Consider the following 15671-nt stretch of genomic DNA (forward strand, 5'->3'; position numbering starts at 1 on the left):
AATTTTAACAAAATTTTACCAAAACGGCTTTTCGTTTTTTGGGCTCTCATAATTTACGCCGTTTATTATTCGCTCTCTTGCGTTAAACTCGCCACTTATCACGCTTCGTTTTGCGTCGTATTCAAGCGGTTTAACACCGATAATATCAGCTGCCACGTGGATTAAATCATCGCTCATAAAGGCTAAATTTTTAGCTTCATTTAGCTCTCGCCAAATGTCAGCGTGATTTGCCCTAAACTTATCAGTAGCGATAAAAATAAGCGGAATTTCAAGCACAAAGCGGTTTAGCACGGCGTGAGATAGGACATCTTTTTGGCGATAAAGCACCTGTGCGTGGTCGCTAATGTAGATAATTATGGCTTCATCATCTTTAAAAATTTTAAAAATCTCACTGATTATAAAGTCGTTGTATAAAACGCTATTTAGGTAGTGAGCCACCTGCTCTTTTTGCGTGAAATTTAGGGCATTTGTGCTAATATCTTTGGGCGAAAATTTAGCAAAATCATCTGTATATCGGTTTTTATAATCTACGTGATTTGCGATTAAATGAAGTGCGTAAAAGCCCCTAGTTTTGGCGTTTTGGTAGAAATTTTTAAGCGGTGCTAAAAGCTCATCATCAAAGCTGTTTTTCGTATCCCAAAGCTCGCCGTATTTTAAAAATAGGCTCTTATCTGCCCTATTTGCGGTGTGTGTGGCAGTTGCGTTGGCTCTGTCTATTGGGACGTAGTCTTGATTGCTTAGCCAAAAGGTCTTATAACCTGAGAGTTTAAACAAATCAACGATATTTAGGCTATCTTGCCACGATTTGTTTTCGTTTGAAAAATTTAAAAGCGTCTTTAAAACTGCCTGAGTATAAAGCTCTGGTGCGATTGTGTCGGTGAAATTTATTAAATTACCGCTTGATAAAAGCTCGTTTTGGTGCGGTGTGGTCTTAAATTTTGGATTATAAAGCCCCATAAAATCACGCCCCAAGCTCTCGCCGATAACAAAAACCACGTTTTTTACGCCGTTTTTAGCAACAATCTGGCTATTTTTTAAGGCAATTTCATCAAATTTTTGATTAATTTTTGCTAGATTAACCGAGCGATTTTGCGATAAAAATTCACTCAAACAAAAGCCAAAATCAAACAAAATATTGCTTTGATAATCCCTTAACTTAACATACTTTCTTAGCGTATCCACCGCACTTTCGGTGTATAAAAACACAAGTAAAAAATAGGCAAAATTTAGGTATTTTTTACGCCTTGTAACCCCCCCCCCCACGAGAGTTTGAAATTTAGCCTAAAACAAGCAAAACAAAGGGCAAAAATTGCAGAAAAAATGGCAAAAATTTTAAAATCAAAAAAGACGCTAATAAATTCTAAAATTTCTTTAAAATTACTTTGAAAAACAAGCTCAAAAAATATAACACTAAGTGGGCTTTGAAACCTAAAACTCAAAAACAAACTAACCAAACAAAGCGGTAAAACAATGGCGAAATAGAGCCAAACCGCCTTTAAAAAATGGCTTTTAAAAACCCAAAAAAGCAGGTTAAAAACGATAAAATTAAAGAGCAAAATATTAAAAAAACTGATAAAAAATCCGCTAAAAAGTCCATAATCAAAGAGCTTATAAATCTCATAAAATTTAGCCACAAATAAGAGTAAAAATGTGGCTAAAAATGGCTTAAAAACGCTCTTTTGGCAAAATGCCTGATAAAATTTATCCAACCAAATCGCCTAAAACTTTAACGGCGTGATCTTTTGCCTTGACGCTTTTATAAACTTTGGCGATTTTGCCCGTTTTATCAATGACAAATGTCGTTCTAACAATGCCTAGATACTCCTTGCCGTAGTTTTTCTTAACCTGCCAAACGCCATAGCTTTTTGCCACCTCTTTATCGGTGTCAGCTAGTAAAATGTGCTTTAAACTCTGCTTTGTGATGAAATTTGCGTGGCTTTTTACGCTATCTGGGCTAACGCCGATAATCACGCTATCATTTTTAATAAATTCATCATAAAGCCCGCTAAATTCGCACGCCTCAGTCGTGCAGCCGGGCGTATTATCCTTTGGATAAAAATACAAAACGACATTTTTACCAACAAAATCTTTTAGTGAAACTTTAACCCCATCTTGATTTTCAAGCTCAAAATTTGGCGCGATATCGCCAGCTTTTAGCGTGACTTTTCGCTCTAAATCAGCCTTGCTAAACTCGCTCATTTGCTCTCCGATGCTAGTTTTTTCACACTCGCTCCGCCCACGCCGATACTTTGTGGTGTTAGCGTTTCAATCATCACCATAACGCGCTCTTTTTTCTTACCCAAAACACGCTCCATAATCTCAGTAACTTCGGCAATTACCTGCTCTTTTTGCTCATCTGTTGGCTCTGGACCAGCCATTTTTATGTTTATGTAAGGCATTTTTTCTCCTTTTAAAAATTTTGCTTATTTTATAAATTTTTAGCTTTGCTTTAACTTTTAAATTTTACAATAACTAAAAATTTTAAGGATTGAAAATGGATTACAATAAAGATGACAAAGGTGTGGTTTGTGCAGTTTATCGTGCCACACAAAAACGCACTTTATATCTGATTTTTGCACTTTTTATAAGCACTTTGGGGCTGTTTTTAAACATAAAATTTTCAATGCAAGATGATGCATTTAGCTATGTTTTAGTCGCATTTTTTATACTTGCTATCTCTCCTGTTTTAATCGCCATTGACCCAAAAATTTTCATCTTAAAACTTGGTGGATTTTTAATCTCACTTGGGGCGATTTTAGTGCTACTTCACAACCTAAACAAACTAAGGCAAAGTGCTGAAAATAGCGTGTTTGAGCTATATTTTTATCTGATTTTTTGTGCTGGATTTTTGGTGGTTTTTACACTTTTAAGCTGGTTTGTTTATAACGCAAGAAGCAGTGAAAATAGTAAAATATAAAAATAAAATTAAATATAAAATTTAATTTTTAAATTAAATTTTATCTACTTTTAAATACAATCTCGGCGAAAATTTCAAATTTTAAGGGAGAAAATTTGTTAGTAGATAGACGAAATTTCTTAAAATTTAGTGCATTATCAAGTGCGTTTGTAGCGACAAATTCGCTCTGTGATGGGCTAAATCCACTAAATTCTAACGAACAGATATTTTATGGTGGCTGTCCGGTAAATTGCCAAAGCAAATGTATGCTAAAAGCACACGTAAAAGACGGCGTAATCAGGCATATTAGCACCGATGATGATGGCGATGATAGCTATGAAAATAGACAGATTAGAGCCTGTGTTAGGGGGCGTTCTACAAGATATCGCTACTACAATCCAAACCGCCTTTTATATCCACTAAAACGTGTTGGCAAGCGTGGCGAGGGCAAGTTTAAGCGAGTAAGCTGGGATGAGGCTTTAAGCGAGATTGCCGATAAAATGAAAGAGATAAAGGCAAAATATGGCAACGAAGCAATTTATGTAAATTACGCCACTGGCACGACAGGAGCGATGATTTCACGCTGCACGCAAGGCTCTTGGTATCGGCTTTTAGGGCTTTTTGGCGGATTTTTAAGGTATCACAACAGCTACTCAACAGCTCAAATTGCAAACGGACTGACCTATTTTTATGGCGCAAATGTCGGCTCTGATATTTTAAATTTAGCACACGCTGATTTGGCTGTATTTTTTGGCTCAAATGCCGTTGAGACGCGTATGGGCGGGGCTAGTATGGGATATTGTATGCAAGAAATGGCAAGGCGCGGCAACGTAAAAATCATAAGAATTGACCCAAAATACCCAGATAGCGCCATAGGTGCTTGTGATGAGTGGATACCAATAGCGCCCGGCACCGACGCTGCCCTAGTAGCAGCTCTTGCTTACGTGATGATAAATGAAAATTTATACGATAAGGAATTTTTAGATAGATACTGCGTTGGTTTTAGCAAAGAAACCCTGCCACAAAACGCCCCAGAAAACGGCTCGTATATGGATTATGTCTTAGGCAACGGCGATGATAAAACCCCAAAAACGCCAGAGTGGGCAGAAGCCATAACAAAAATTCAAAGCCAAAGAATAATTAAACTAGCAAGAGAGATAGCAGGTGCAAAAAGGTGCTTTATTGAGCAGGGCTGGGGGCCTCAACGCCATCAAAACGGCGAACAGCAAAGCAGAGCCATAGCCACCCTAGCCTGTATGATAGGTAGCGTTGGCGTCCTTGGTGGCAACACCGGTGCTCACGCTGCTGGCTCATCAAAGACCTACGATATCGTGGGGCTACCTTATGAAAATCCAGTAAAAACCTCAATCCCTTGCTTTTTATGGTATGAGGGCATTAGACTTGGCGAGAAAATGAACGCAAAAGAGCACGGAGTAAAAAACGCTCCAAATTTAAAAGCACCGATTAAAATTTTATTTAACACCGCTGGCAACTGCCTGACAAATCAACACGCAAACATAAAAACCACCGCTGAAATTTTAGAAAACGAGAGCCTTTGTGAGCTGATTGTTGATATAAATATCACTCGCACACACTCAAATTCTTACGCTGATTTCATCCTACCTGACGCTATGCACTTTGAGCAAGATGACTTTTTTAGACCGGGTGCGACCTATTACGGCGAAAGACCTTATATTTTAGTCGCTCAAAAAGCAGTAGAACCTCGTGGCGAGTGTAAGCCAGTTTATGAAATGTGCAGACTTCTTGCAAATAAACTTGGAGGAGAGGCATTTGAGCAAGAATTCACGCAAGGCAGAAGTCAGCTTGACTGGCTAAGATTTATCTACGATGAAACACGTAAAAAATATGAGTTTTTACCGAGCTTTGAAGAGATTAGAGCTAAGGGGTATTGGAAGGCTAGTAAGGCTGAAAAACCGCTAATCGCCCTAGAAAAATTTAGAAACGACCCAGAAAATAATCCACTAAAAACGCCGACTGGCAAGATAGAAATTTTCTCAACCAAGCTCTATGAAATGAGCAAGGAGTGGCAGCTTCTGCCCGGTCAGCAGATAAACCCACTGCCAGTTTTTGAAGATGTTTTAATGGGAGCAAGAGATCCGCTTAGAAAGGATTATCCACTGCAATTTTACGGCTATCACTACAAAGGCAGGACGCATTCAAGCTTTTGGGATAGCCCTGAAATTAGGGAGATTAACCCGCAAGAAATTTTAATTAGCACCGCTGATGCAAAGGCACGTGGCATAAAAACTGGCGATTTAGTAATCGCCTACAATCACATCGGCAAAATTCGCTCAGTCGCAAAGGTAACATCACGCCTAATGCCCGGTGTCAGCCTTACATATCAAGGTGCTTGGGCAAAATTTGAAAACGGCGTGGATATTGGTGGCTGTATCAACACCCTAACATCAGAACAACCAACCGCAATCGCCAAAGGCAACGGCGTTCATTCGGTTTTAGTAGAGATTAAAAAGGCGTAAAAATGAAAAAAGATGAGCAATTTGGATTTGTGTTTGACCAAAGTCGTTGTGTCGGTTGTAGAACCTGCGTAATGGCCTGTAAAGAGTATAAAAATAACCTAATTGGCGTAAATTTTAGGCGTGTCTATGAGTATGAAGGCGGTGAGTGTGAAGTAGGCGAAAATGGCGTAATTATGTCAAATAACGTCTTTGCCTACTACACTTCAATAAGCTGTAACCACTGCTCAAATCCAGCCTGTATGAAGGCCTGTCCAACTGGTGCGATGATAAAAACTAGATACGGCATCGTAATGGTCAATGAGAGCGACTGCGTGGGCTGTAAAGCCTGTGCTATAGCGTGTCCTTACGGCGCACCACAATTTAACAAAAAAAGCGGTCATATGAATAAATGCGATGGTTGCATTGACCGCATTGATGAGGGCAAAAGCCCAGTTTGTGTCGGCTCTTGTCCGTTTAGGGCGTTAAATTTTGGCGAGATAGGCGAGATTAGAAGCAAATATGGCTCTGATGCCAGTTTTGCACCTTTGCCTGATGCGTCCGTAACACTTGCAAATTTTACGATAATCCCTGAAAAACACTCACGAAAAAGTGGCAATAAAGGCGGAGCTATGCACCTACCACAAAGCTATCAAGGAGTAGAAGATGAAATTTTATGATTTAGTAGCCACCGAGCTACCACTCGTGCTTTTTACGACCTTTACACAAGCGGTCGTGGGGCTTATTTTTGTCTATACACCAGCATTTATTAAGGGCTATAAAAGCCAAAACGAGCTTAAAAATTTCGGGCTTTTTAGCTTTTTTGCCCTATTTTTTGCACTCTTGCCATCAATCTTTCATCTTGGCGATATCACGCACGTTTTTAGCTTTCTTAAAAAGCTAGTAATGTTTAAACTAAACGGCGAATGGCATATAAATTATATGAATAACGAAGTGATGTGTGCTGGACTTTCGCTCGTTTTTGCCCTGCTTTTATACCTTAAAGCAAATAGAAATTTTCTATTTTTAAGCCTAATTTTCGGGCTTTTGTGTATATTTTTTATGGCTGGCGCTTATGGCAGTATGCAAGCAAGTGTTACGACTTGGCGTTTTGATATCACGCTATTTTATTTTTACTCATCTGCCCTATTTTTAGGCGGAATTTTCTATCATTTAGCCTTTGCAAAGGATATTTATGAAGAAAAAATGGCGTTTTTAGTCGGACTTTTTGGTATCGGTATTTTAATAACCTCTATCGTTTTTCAAACGCTACATTTAGGCAATGTTTTTGTAGCAGGTGTGATAAATCCATTTGATTTACTAAACGGCAACTACGGCAATTTTATCCTAGCAAGTGCGGTTTTAATCGGTCTAGCAATGCTTCTTTGGTATTTTAATAACTACCTAAACAAAAAAAGCAAAACACTAGCGTTGGTTGCATTTTTAGTCGCAATACTTGGCGTTATGATAAGCAGGATCATTTTTTATGGACTTATCAACACACACATTATGCATTAAAACGCTTGAAATTTTAGCCCAAACTTTCGCACAAATTTTTTATAAACCAAATGAGAATTTGTATGAACTTATAAAATCAGAGCCAGTTTGGATTTATGATAGCCAAAGTAGCGATTTTTTAACAGCAATCTCGCTTTTAAAACAAGCAAAAAATGAGAGCTTTGATGAGATTTCAAGCGACTTTACACAGCTTTTTATCTGTGGTGAAATGGAGCTAAACGCACCGCTTTTTGGCTCGTTTTACTACTCAAACTACGGCGAAGCGGTTTGTGAAAAAACTGCACAAATGGCAAAAATTTATAAAGATGAGAATTTTTATGAATTTTTTAGCGATTTAGAGGCAAATAATTTAGTAAATGAGCTAATTTTCTTATCATTTTTGCTTAAAAATGATAAATTAGCAAGGGCAAAAGAGCTGTTTTTTGATGAAATTTACACTTACTCAGAGCAATTCTCATCACGACTAAAACAAAGAGCAAACAGCAAATTTTTTGTCGCAATGGGCTATTTTTTTAGCGATTTTTTAGAAATTTTAAAAGATGAGTTAAAAAATTTTTGAGTATAATTGCCAGAAATTTTTAAAAGGATAAAATATGCCATTACTTGATAGTTTTTGCGTTGATCACACCATTATGAGTGCGCCTGCTGTGCGTTTGGCTAAAACGATGAAAACGCCAAAAGGCGATGATATTAGCGTCTTTGATTTGCGTTTTTGTCTGCCAAATAAAGAAATTTTGCCAGAGCGTGGAATTCACACATTAGAGCATCTTTTTGCTGGTTTTATGAGAGAGCATTTAAACGGCAACGGCGTTGAGATTATTGATATCTCGCCAATGGGCTGTCGGACTGGATTTTATATGAGTCTTGTTGGCACACCGACAAATGAAGCGGTAAAAAATGCGTGGAGTGCTTCAATGAGCGATATTTTAAACGTAAAAAATGAGAGCGAAATTCCAGAGCTAAACGAGTATCAGTGTGGCACATACAAAATGCACTCACTAAACGAAGCTCACGAAATCGCCTCAAATGTCCTAAAAAAGGGCATTGGCATAATGGATAACGAAAAAATAAAACTAGATTTAAAAAAGGTAAAATAATGCAAATTGATTGTAGAAATTTAGCCTGTCCAGAGCCAGTAATTCGCACAAAAGACGCCTTAAAATCGCTAAATGCAAACGATAGACTTGAAATTTTAGTAAATGATATTGCCCCGCTTGAAAATATCCAAAGATTTTTAAAGTCACAAAATCAGGAATTTGTAGTTACAAAGCTTGAAAACGGCGATAGCGTGATAATTGCAACAAGAGTTGGCGAGATTAGCGAAATTAACGCAAATGACTACGCTTGCGAGATTAAAAAAAAGGTGATTTACCTAAACGATGACAGGGCTGGTAGTGGCGAGGTCGGCAGTGTGCTTTTGTCAAAATTTTTGGGCGCATTTTTGCAAGTAACAAACAAACCTTACGCCGTAATTTGCGTAAATAAAGGTGTGAATTTAACGACAGATAGGGCAAATCCTAGTTTTAGTGCGCTTAAAAATTTAGAGCGTGATGGGGTTAAAATTTTAAGCTGTGGTAGCTGTCTTGAAGCGTATAAACTCGTTGATAAACTAGCCGTTGGCGAAATTTCAAACGCCTATGAAATCGCTGAAATTTTAAGCAATTTTGATGAGATAAAGCTGTGAATTACACAAATAAACGACTGACAAAATTTATCCGTGCTGCGGGTTGAGCTGCTAAACTTGACCCGTCGGGTCTAAACAACGCAATTAGCAACCTTAATCTAAATCACGAAAATTTGCTAACTGGCACCAACAACAACGAAGATGCAAGTGTGTTTAAAATCTCCCCAAATTTAGCCCTTGTGCAGACCCTTGATTTTATCACGCCAGTCGTTGATGACCCGTTTTTATACGGACAAATCGCCGCTGCAAACTCGCTAAGCGATATCTTTGCAATGGGTGCAAACGTGCTAAATGCCCTAAATATCGTGGGTTTTGATAGTTGCAATTTTGAAGCTGAAATTTTAAACGAGATTATGCAAGGCGGACTTAGTAAGGTGCGTGAGTGCGGTGGCACAATCGTCGGCGGACACAGCATTTCAACGCCAGAGATGTATTACGGACTTAGCGTTACTGGACTTGTAAATCCGCAAAATTTTTGGGCAAACAACACCGCAAAAATCGGCGATATGCTAATCCTAACAAAACCGCTTGGTAGCGGAATTTTAAGCACGGCAATCAAGGCTGATTTGCTAAGTTTAGCACAGATAAAAAGTGCTGTTGAGATGATGAGAACGCTAAATTTTTACGCTCTAAACGCACTAAATGACATAAAAGTAAATGCCTGCACGGACGTTACTGGATTTGGATTTTTAGGGCATTTAAGCGAAATGTTAAATGAGAAAATTGAGTTTGAAATTTTTAGCAAAAGTGTCCCAGTTTTAGCCGATGCCATAGAGTTTGCAAATATGGGCATAATCCCTGAGGGTAGCTATAAAAATCGCAATTTTTGCCGTGATTTAATTGAAGGCGATGCTGATATTATCTTTTTTGATGCACAAACCTCTGGCGGACTAATCCTAGCAGTGAGCCAAAAAGATGCAAATTTAGCCGTTAAGCGCCTAAAAAACGCAGGCTATGAAAGCACAAGCATAATCGGTAGCGTCTTGCCGAAATCATCACAAAAACCGATAAAATTTATAATTTAAAGCCAAATTTAAATCTAATTTACAAATATTTTGCTATAATTGGCGTTTATTTTTAAATCTCAAATAAAGGAATTTGTATGAAAAAGATTGCTTTGGCATTAGTTGCAGCAAGTGCAGTTTTTGCAGCCGACGCTGCTTATAACTACGAAGTTACGCCAGTTGTTGGCGGAGTAAGATCAGAGGGCAACCTTGATCTAACAAGAGATCAGCTAAACGTAGGCATTACAGCTGCTAGAAATTTAGAGGGCGTTTTCTTTGACCAAGTCCAACTTGGCGTTGATTATGCTAGAAAAGTAAATGAAAAAGTAAATGGCATTGAGAGAAAGGGTCGTGCGCTTAGATACCACCTTGACGTTGTGAAAAACATCGTTGATTTTGGCGATAGCGTCAGCCTTTATGGCTTAATCGGTGCTGGTTACGAAGACGTTTCAAAAAGCTTTGTAAGCAACGAAGATGGTGGTTTTGGTCAATATGGCCTTGGTTTAAGATACCAAGTTACAGATAGATTTGCCCTAAAAGCAGAGGCAAGAGATGCTATAAAATTTGAGCACGCCGACCACAATCTATTCTACACACTAGGCTTTGCAATCGGTCTTGATTCTAAAAATCCAGCTCCAGTTGTAGCACCAGTTGTAGAGCAGCCAGCAGCCCCAGTAGCACCAGTTTCACTTGATGATGACAATGATGGCGTTATCAACGAGCTTGATAAATGCCCTAACACACCAGCTGGTGTAGTTGTTGATGAGAATGGCTGCGAAAAAGTTATCGTTTTAAGAGATTTAGGCGTAAATTTCGCATTTGATAGCTACAAAGTAAGCCCAAGCTACGCAAAAGAGATCAAAAAAGTAGCTGACTTCTTAGCTGAAAACCCAAGCTACCGCGTATTACTAGCTGGACACACTGACAGCGTTGGTGCAGAAGCTTACAACCAAAAACTATCAGAAAAAAGAGCTGCTGCTGTTAAAGACGCTCTTGTAGGCTTTGGCGTAGAAGCTGATAAAATTAAAACTATCGGATACGGCGAAACTAGACCAGTTGCGACAAACAAAACAAAAGAGGGTCGTGCTGAAAATAGACGCGTTGAAGCTACTTTCAACAAGTAATTTTAAAGTTGCGAAGTTCTCTTCGCAACCCCCAAATTGAGCAAAATTTTGAATAAAACTATACTTTTTGACCTTGACGGCACACTAATTGACTCCACTTCTGCGATTTTAGAGAGCTTTGACGCTTCGTTTAAAATTCACAACAAGCCCACACCAAGCCACGAAAAGATAAAATCTCTCATCGGACACACGCTTGATGATATGTTTTTAGCACTTGGTGTTATGCCAGAGCTGGTAAATAGCTACTTTTTAGCGTATAAAGAGCATTATCACGGTATTTATCTAGCACAAACCACGCTTTTACCATACGCAAAAGAGGCGATCGTAGAGGCTAGTAAGTTTGCCAAACTTGGCATTGTTACGACAAAAGGCTCGGCAATGCTTGAAAATTTGCTTAAAAATCTTGGAATTTTTAGCTACTTTAAAGCCATAGTCGGCAGACAAGACGTCATAAAACCAAAACCTGACGCAGAGCCGATAAATACGGCACTTTCACGCCTAAATATGCTTGATAAAAAGCACCTTGCCTTTATGATAGGCGACACACCAATTGACACAATGGCAGCCAAAAACGCCCAAATCACCCCACTTAGCCTACTTTGTGGCTACTCAAATTACGAAATTTTAAGCCAAACAAACGATAAAATTTTTACAAACCCGCTTGAAGCTGTGATTTTTGCTAAAAATTTCAAAGAGTAAATTTATAAATTAAAAATTTTAAGCATATTTGCTGTTTTTTGCACCATTTAATTATAAATCAGCCAAAAAGAATAAATTTTAAATGAACTAACTAATAATAATTATTAATAAATATATTAGTTATTTTTTTATAAAATATCCATTCACTAAATATTTGGAGGTCATTTATGAAAAAGAAAAAAGTTCTAGGTGCCTTACTTGGCGTAGCACTAGCTGGTGCAACAAGTGCATTTGCTCAATCTGGTTGTGGCACTGGCGGTGCTTGCGGTAGCCAAAAAGACGGCAAAAAAAGCGACATAAACAAGAGCGTAAGCGGTTGTGGTAGCCAAAAAGCCGATGAAAAAATGCAAAAAGCAATCAAGGGCGGTTGTGGAGCTTCAAAGTAAGCACAAAATTTCTAGTGCTTTGTCGCTTAAAAATGGCACAAAGCACGAATTTTCTAAAATGGCTTTAATGTCGCAAAAAAGCATAAAACCTGAAATTTCTATGTTGGCTTCAAGGTTTCAAAGCGATACAAAGTGTGAAATTTCTAAGAAAGCTTCAATGTTTCAAAGCGACATAAAGCCTGAAATTTCTAAGAAAATTTCAAAATCGCAAAATAGCACAAAACGCAGTTTTTTAGGTGCTTTATCGCCAAGCACTACGCCTAAAATAAAGTGTGATTTTAGCAAAAATCATCCACTTTATGAGCCACAAACAAAGTGTGGGCTTGGGCTTAGGGCTGAGTTTTTGGGCGAATTGGTAGCGAGTGATTTTAAGCCAGATTTTTGGGAGATAGTGCCTGAAAACTGGCTTTTTATGCCATTTTTTCACAGGCAAAATTTTGAAAACATCATAAATAATAGCTTCGTCGTTGCTCACGGCGTTTCGTTATCGCTTGGGTCAAATACGCCAGTTGATATGAAATTTTTAACACAAATCAAACGCTTTTTAAATAGATATGAGATAAAACACTACTCAGACCACATCAGCTTTTCAAGCCTAAACGGACACAACACGCACGAACTTCTGCCAATACCGCTTACAAAAAATATGCTACAAATGCTCTGTGAGAAGGTGGATTTGGTGCAAAATTTTCTAAAACGTGAGCTGATTTTAGAAAATGCAACATTTTATTACAAAATGCCACAAGAGATGAGCGAGAGCGAATTTATAAATGAATTATCAACAAAAAGTGGAGCAAAAATCTTGCTTGATGTTAATAATATATTTATAAATTCGCTAAATCACGGCTTTAATGCACGTAAATTTATAGATGAAATAGAGCTCAAAAACGTGGCATACATACACGTTGCTGGGCATTTAGACGGCAAAATCATCGTAGATACGCACGGCGATAGCGTGTGCGATGACGTTTGGGATTTGTTAAATTATACGTTAAAAAAACGCAAAATTCCAACGATGATAGAGCGAGACAACGACATACCAAGCCTAAATGAGCTGATTTTAGAATATAAAAAATTAAGAGAAATTTACAAAAATGCCTCAAAATGAGTTCTTTTATCAAATAACCTATCAAAAAGAAGCACAAAATGAGAATATAAAACTCTATGCCGAGCTTATTCACACAAGGATAAAAAACGCCATAAAAGCGACAAATCCGATACTTTTTAGCATTCTAAATACAGATGAATTTGACCTTTTAATCACAGAATTTATAAAATCTGGCTACACGAAGTCAAAATTTATGTTTAAAATCAGCGATGAGTTTAAAAAATTCATAAAAGATAGCAATATTCTTGTTAGGTTTAAATTTATAAATGATTTAATGTGGCTAGAAAATAGCGAAATTAAGCTATTTATGAAGGACTACACTGGCTTTAAAAGGTCAAAATTTAGCTGGCAAAAAAGGCTAAAAATCTCAAAGCTATGTGTTATAAAACGGCTGAATTTCAGGGTTTATCTTAAAAATTTCACGCATAAAGAGCCAAATTTTTTACTCGGATATTATGATTTAGACAGCCATAAGGTCGTTTATAGAGAGATTAATGAAATTTTATACAAATTTTTAATACTTTTAAAACAAAACAGCCCAAAACAGACACTAACTAAGCTAGAAAAAATTTACGATTTTAACAAAAACGAGCTAGAAACAGCACTTAAAGAGCTTTGTAAAATCGGCGTTTTAATCTAATCTAAAAGCAAAGCTTGTTTTAAAACGCCTAAAATAATTAAAATTTTGGCAAAATCGTTTAAAAATCACAAAAAACCCTTGTAAAAGCCGTTTAAAAAGGATTAAACGCCCCTATCGTATCAAATCACGCCAAAAATAAACGTGAAAAAACCTGCCAAAAAGCAGATTTTACTCACAAATTTTAGGTATTAAACACCCTATCCCCAGCGTCACCAAGCCCCGGCACAATGTAGTTTTGCTCATTTAGTCGCTCATCAATGGCTGCTGTATAGACCTCAACATCCGGATAAACATCGCTAAATCGCCTTAAACCCTCAGGGGCAGCGATGATTGAGATAAATTTAATCTCGCTAACCCCTCTATCTTTTAAAAATTTCACAGCGTCAATGGCTGTGCCACCAGTGGCAAACATCGGGTCAATTATAATTGCCGTTCTAGCGGTCGCATCAGGCGGGAGCTTGGCGTAGAAAAACTCCGCTTGTGCTGTCTTTTCATTTCGCTGAAAGCCCAAAAATCCGACACTAGCGTCAGGCATAAGCTTAAAAACACTATCAAGCATACCAAGCGCTGCCCTTAAAATCGGACAAATCATCACCTTTGTGGCTAGTTTTTTAGCGTTTGCCGTAGTTACTGGGGTTTTGACGCTCACTTCGCGTAAGGCAAGGTCACGCGTGGCTTCAAACATCATAAGATAGCTAATCTCATCAATTAGCATTCTAAACTGAAACGGCGGCGTCCGCTCATCACGCAAAATCGCAAGTTTATGCTCAATTAATGGGTGTGAGATTAGCTTGATATTTTTCATCGCATTTTACCTTTTAGCTCGTTTTTATAGGCTTCTAAATCAAAATTTTTAACCCTAGCCACGCCGTCTTTGACAGCAGCATCGGCTACGGCTGAGCTAATCCAAACAAAGGCACGTCTATCAAATGGTTTTGGGATTATGTAATCTTTGCCAAATTTTAGCTCACTAAGCCCATACGCCTCTAAAACATCCCTTTCAACCGGCTCTTTTGCAAGGGCTGAAATAGCCTTTGCAGCGGCGATTTTCATATTTTCAGTGATTTTTTTAGCCCTAACATCTAACGCCCCACGAAAGATAAACGGAAAGCCAATGACGTTATTTACTTGGTTTGGATAGTCGCTCCTGCCAGTGCCAATTATCGCATCGGTGCGAATTTTAGCCACCTCTTCTGGTAAAATTTCAGGCACTGGATTTGCAAGTGCGAAAATTATCGGCTCAGTGTTCATTGAAGCTATCATCTCTGGCGTAACAAGTCCTGGGCGAGATAGTCCTAAAAACATATCAGCCCCACGCATAGCGTCAGCTAGTGTGCGTTCATCGGTATTAATGGCAAACTCAACTTTTTCAGGCGTCAAGTCCGCACGACCTGCGTGGATAACGCCCTTACTATCGCACATTACGATATTTTTTACGCCTACGTTTTTATACATCTTCGCACACGCAATCCCAGCTGCACCAGCACCGCTAACGACAATTTTAATCTTACTAATATCCTTGCCTGAAATTTCAACCGCATTTAAAAGCCCAGCAGTCGTAATAATCGCCGTGCCGTGCTGATCATCGTGCATTACAGGGATATCAACAGCCTTTTGAAGCTCTTGCTCAATGTAAAAGCACTTTGGCGCCTTAATATCTTCTAAATTTATCCCACCAAAGGTCGGCGCTAGGGCTTTGCAAATCTCAACGATTTTTTGCGGGTCCTTCTCATTAAGCTCAATGTCAAACGCATCAACACCTGCAAATTTCTTAAACAAAACCGCCTTGCCCTCCATAACCGGCTTACCAGCGACCGCTCCGATATCGCCAAGTCCAAGCACAGCCGTGCCGTCGGTGATAACTGCAACCAAATTTGCCTTATTTGTGTAGGTGTAGGCTAGTTCATTATCCGCTTCTATCGCCTTACAAGGCTCAGCCACACCGGGCGAATACGCCATAGAAAGCTCCTTTGAGCTCTCGCAATGCACCTTTACATTTGTGCCGATTTTACCGCCTAAGTGATACGCCAACGCCTCGTCTTTAAAACTCATTTTTTCTCCTTTTTGATAAATAAATCAAAGTATATTTTTGCTAGGCTTTTTTGTAGCTAAAATTTTAAAATTTACTCAAAATTTTA

19 protein-coding genes are annotated in these 15671 nt (G+C 38.4%); 13 read left to right on the forward strand and 6 right to left on the reverse strand.

What is annotated here, in order from left to right:
* Positions 1–15 precede the first annotated feature (15 nt).
* The 4 genes from NYG85_RS06200 to NYG85_RS06215 all read right to left on the reverse strand — a co-directional run bounded on the left by NYG85_RS06200 (position 16) and on the right by NYG85_RS06215 (position 2399).
* Positions 16–1110 carry a phosphoethanolamine transferase gene (locus NYG85_RS06200; RefSeq protein ID WP_284937626.1) on the reverse strand — a complete coding sequence of 365 codons (1095 nt, stop codon included), beginning with the start codon at positions 1108–1110 and terminating at the stop codon, positions 16–18.
* Positions 1111–1226: 116 nt separating this feature from the next.
* A complete protein-coding gene (locus NYG85_RS06205; RefSeq protein WP_284937627.1) occupies positions 1227–1709 on the reverse strand; it encodes an LTA synthase family protein in 483 nt (160 codons plus the stop codon).
* Positions 1702–2199, reverse strand: a complete 498-nt coding sequence (gene bcp / locus NYG85_RS06210; protein ID WP_284937628.1) for a thioredoxin-dependent thiol peroxidase — start codon at positions 2197–2199, stop codon at positions 1702–1704. Before bcp ends, NYG85_RS06205 begins: the two co-directional genes overlap by 8 nt.
* Entirely contained in the window at positions 2196–2399 is a 204-nt protein-coding gene (locus tag NYG85_RS06215) for a tautomerase family protein (RefSeq protein ID WP_284937629.1), read from the reverse strand. The genes bcp and NYG85_RS06215 overlap by 4 nt, the downstream gene beginning before the upstream one ends.
* Before the next feature lie 95 nt (positions 2400–2494).
* Here NYG85_RS06215 and NYG85_RS06220 point away from each other — a divergent pair, with 95 nt between their 5' ends.
* From NYG85_RS06220 to NYG85_RS06280, 13 genes are all read left to right on the forward strand, one after another.
* Positions 2495–2917: a hypothetical protein gene (locus NYG85_RS06220; RefSeq protein ID WP_284937630.1), complete on the forward strand. Its 423-nt coding sequence runs from the start codon at positions 2495–2497 to the stop codon at positions 2915–2917.
* A 95-nt stretch (positions 2918–3012) separates the two neighbouring features.
* On the forward strand, positions 3013–5394 hold the full coding sequence (locus tag NYG85_RS06225) for a DMSO/selenate family reductase complex A subunit (RefSeq protein WP_284937631.1): 2382 nt from the start codon (positions 3013–3015) through the stop codon (positions 5392–5394).
* A 2-nt stretch (positions 5395–5396) separates the two neighbouring features.
* Positions 5397–6050 (forward strand): DMSO/selenate family reductase complex B subunit, encoded by a 654-nt coding sequence (locus NYG85_RS06230; RefSeq protein ID WP_284937632.1) that lies wholly within the window; start codon positions 5397–5399, stop codon positions 6048–6050.
* Positions 6037–6888 carry a DmsC/YnfH family molybdoenzyme membrane anchor subunit gene (locus tag NYG85_RS06235; RefSeq protein ID WP_284937633.1) on the forward strand — a complete coding sequence of 284 codons (852 nt, stop codon included), beginning with the start codon at positions 6037–6039 and terminating at the stop codon, positions 6886–6888. Before NYG85_RS06230 ends, NYG85_RS06235 begins: the two co-directional genes overlap by 14 nt.
* Positions 6857–7447 carry a TorD/DmsD family molecular chaperone gene (locus NYG85_RS06240; protein WP_284937634.1) on the forward strand — a complete coding sequence of 197 codons (591 nt, stop codon included), beginning with the start codon at positions 6857–6859 and terminating at the stop codon, positions 7445–7447. Before NYG85_RS06235 ends, NYG85_RS06240 begins: the two co-directional genes overlap by 32 nt.
* Positions 7448–7481: 34 nt before the next feature.
* Positions 7482–7985 carry an S-ribosylhomocysteine lyase gene (gene luxS / locus NYG85_RS06245; protein ID WP_284937635.1) on the forward strand — a complete coding sequence of 168 codons (504 nt, stop codon included), beginning with the start codon at positions 7482–7484 and terminating at the stop codon, positions 7983–7985.
* Positions 7985–8572 (forward strand): sulfurtransferase-like selenium metabolism protein YedF, encoded by a 588-nt coding sequence (gene yedF / locus NYG85_RS06250; RefSeq protein ID WP_284937636.1) that lies wholly within the window; start codon positions 7985–7987, stop codon positions 8570–8572. The genes luxS and yedF overlap by 1 nt, the downstream gene beginning before the upstream one ends.
* Complete coding sequence (gene selD / locus NYG85_RS06255; RefSeq protein ID WP_284937637.1) at positions 8569–9597, forward strand: selenide, water dikinase SelD; 1029 nt, start codon at positions 8569–8571, stop codon at positions 9595–9597. The genes yedF and selD overlap by 4 nt, the downstream gene beginning before the upstream one ends.
* Positions 9598–9674: 77 nt before the next feature.
* Positions 9675–10700: an OmpA family protein gene (locus NYG85_RS06260; RefSeq protein ID WP_284937638.1), complete on the forward strand. Its 1026-nt coding sequence runs from the start codon at positions 9675–9677 to the stop codon at positions 10698–10700.
* 48 nt (positions 10701–10748) lie between these two features.
* The gene (locus NYG85_RS06265) at positions 10749–11399 is read left to right on the forward strand and encodes an HAD family hydrolase (RefSeq protein WP_284937639.1); all 651 of its coding nucleotides are present in this window, start codon (positions 10749–10751) and stop codon (positions 11397–11399) included.
* 167 nt (positions 11400–11566) lie between these two features.
* Entirely contained in the window at positions 11567–11785 is a 219-nt protein-coding gene (locus NYG85_RS06270) for a hypothetical protein (RefSeq protein WP_284937640.1), read from the forward strand.
* Positions 11769–12893: an MbnB/TglH/ChrH family RiPP precursor modification enzyme gene (locus tag NYG85_RS06275; protein ID WP_284937641.1), complete on the forward strand. Its 1125-nt coding sequence runs from the start codon at positions 11769–11771 to the stop codon at positions 12891–12893. The genes NYG85_RS06270 and NYG85_RS06275 overlap by 17 nt, the downstream gene beginning before the upstream one ends.
* Positions 12880–13533, forward strand: coding sequence for an HvfC/BufC family peptide modification chaperone (locus NYG85_RS06280; protein WP_284937642.1), 654 nt, complete (start codon positions 12880–12882; stop codon positions 13531–13533). The genes NYG85_RS06275 and NYG85_RS06280 overlap by 14 nt, the downstream gene beginning before the upstream one ends.
* Positions 13534–13714: 181 nt before the next feature.
* On the opposite strand, the gene upp is transcribed toward NYG85_RS06280, so the two are convergent.
* Positions 13715–14338, reverse strand: coding sequence for a uracil phosphoribosyltransferase (gene upp, locus NYG85_RS06285; RefSeq protein ID WP_284937643.1), 624 nt, complete (start codon positions 14336–14338; stop codon positions 13715–13717).
* Positions 14335–15585: a malic enzyme-like NAD(P)-binding protein gene (locus NYG85_RS06290; RefSeq protein WP_284937644.1), complete on the reverse strand. Its 1251-nt coding sequence runs from the start codon at positions 15583–15585 to the stop codon at positions 14335–14337. The genes upp and NYG85_RS06290 overlap by 4 nt, the downstream gene beginning before the upstream one ends.
* Between the last annotated feature and the right edge of the window lie 86 nt (positions 15586–15671).

This window comes from Campylobacter gastrosuis, from assembly GCF_030249845.1.
GTDB classification, from domain to species: domain Bacteria; phylum Campylobacterota; class Campylobacteria; order Campylobacterales; family Campylobacteraceae; genus Campylobacter_A; species Campylobacter_A gastrosuis.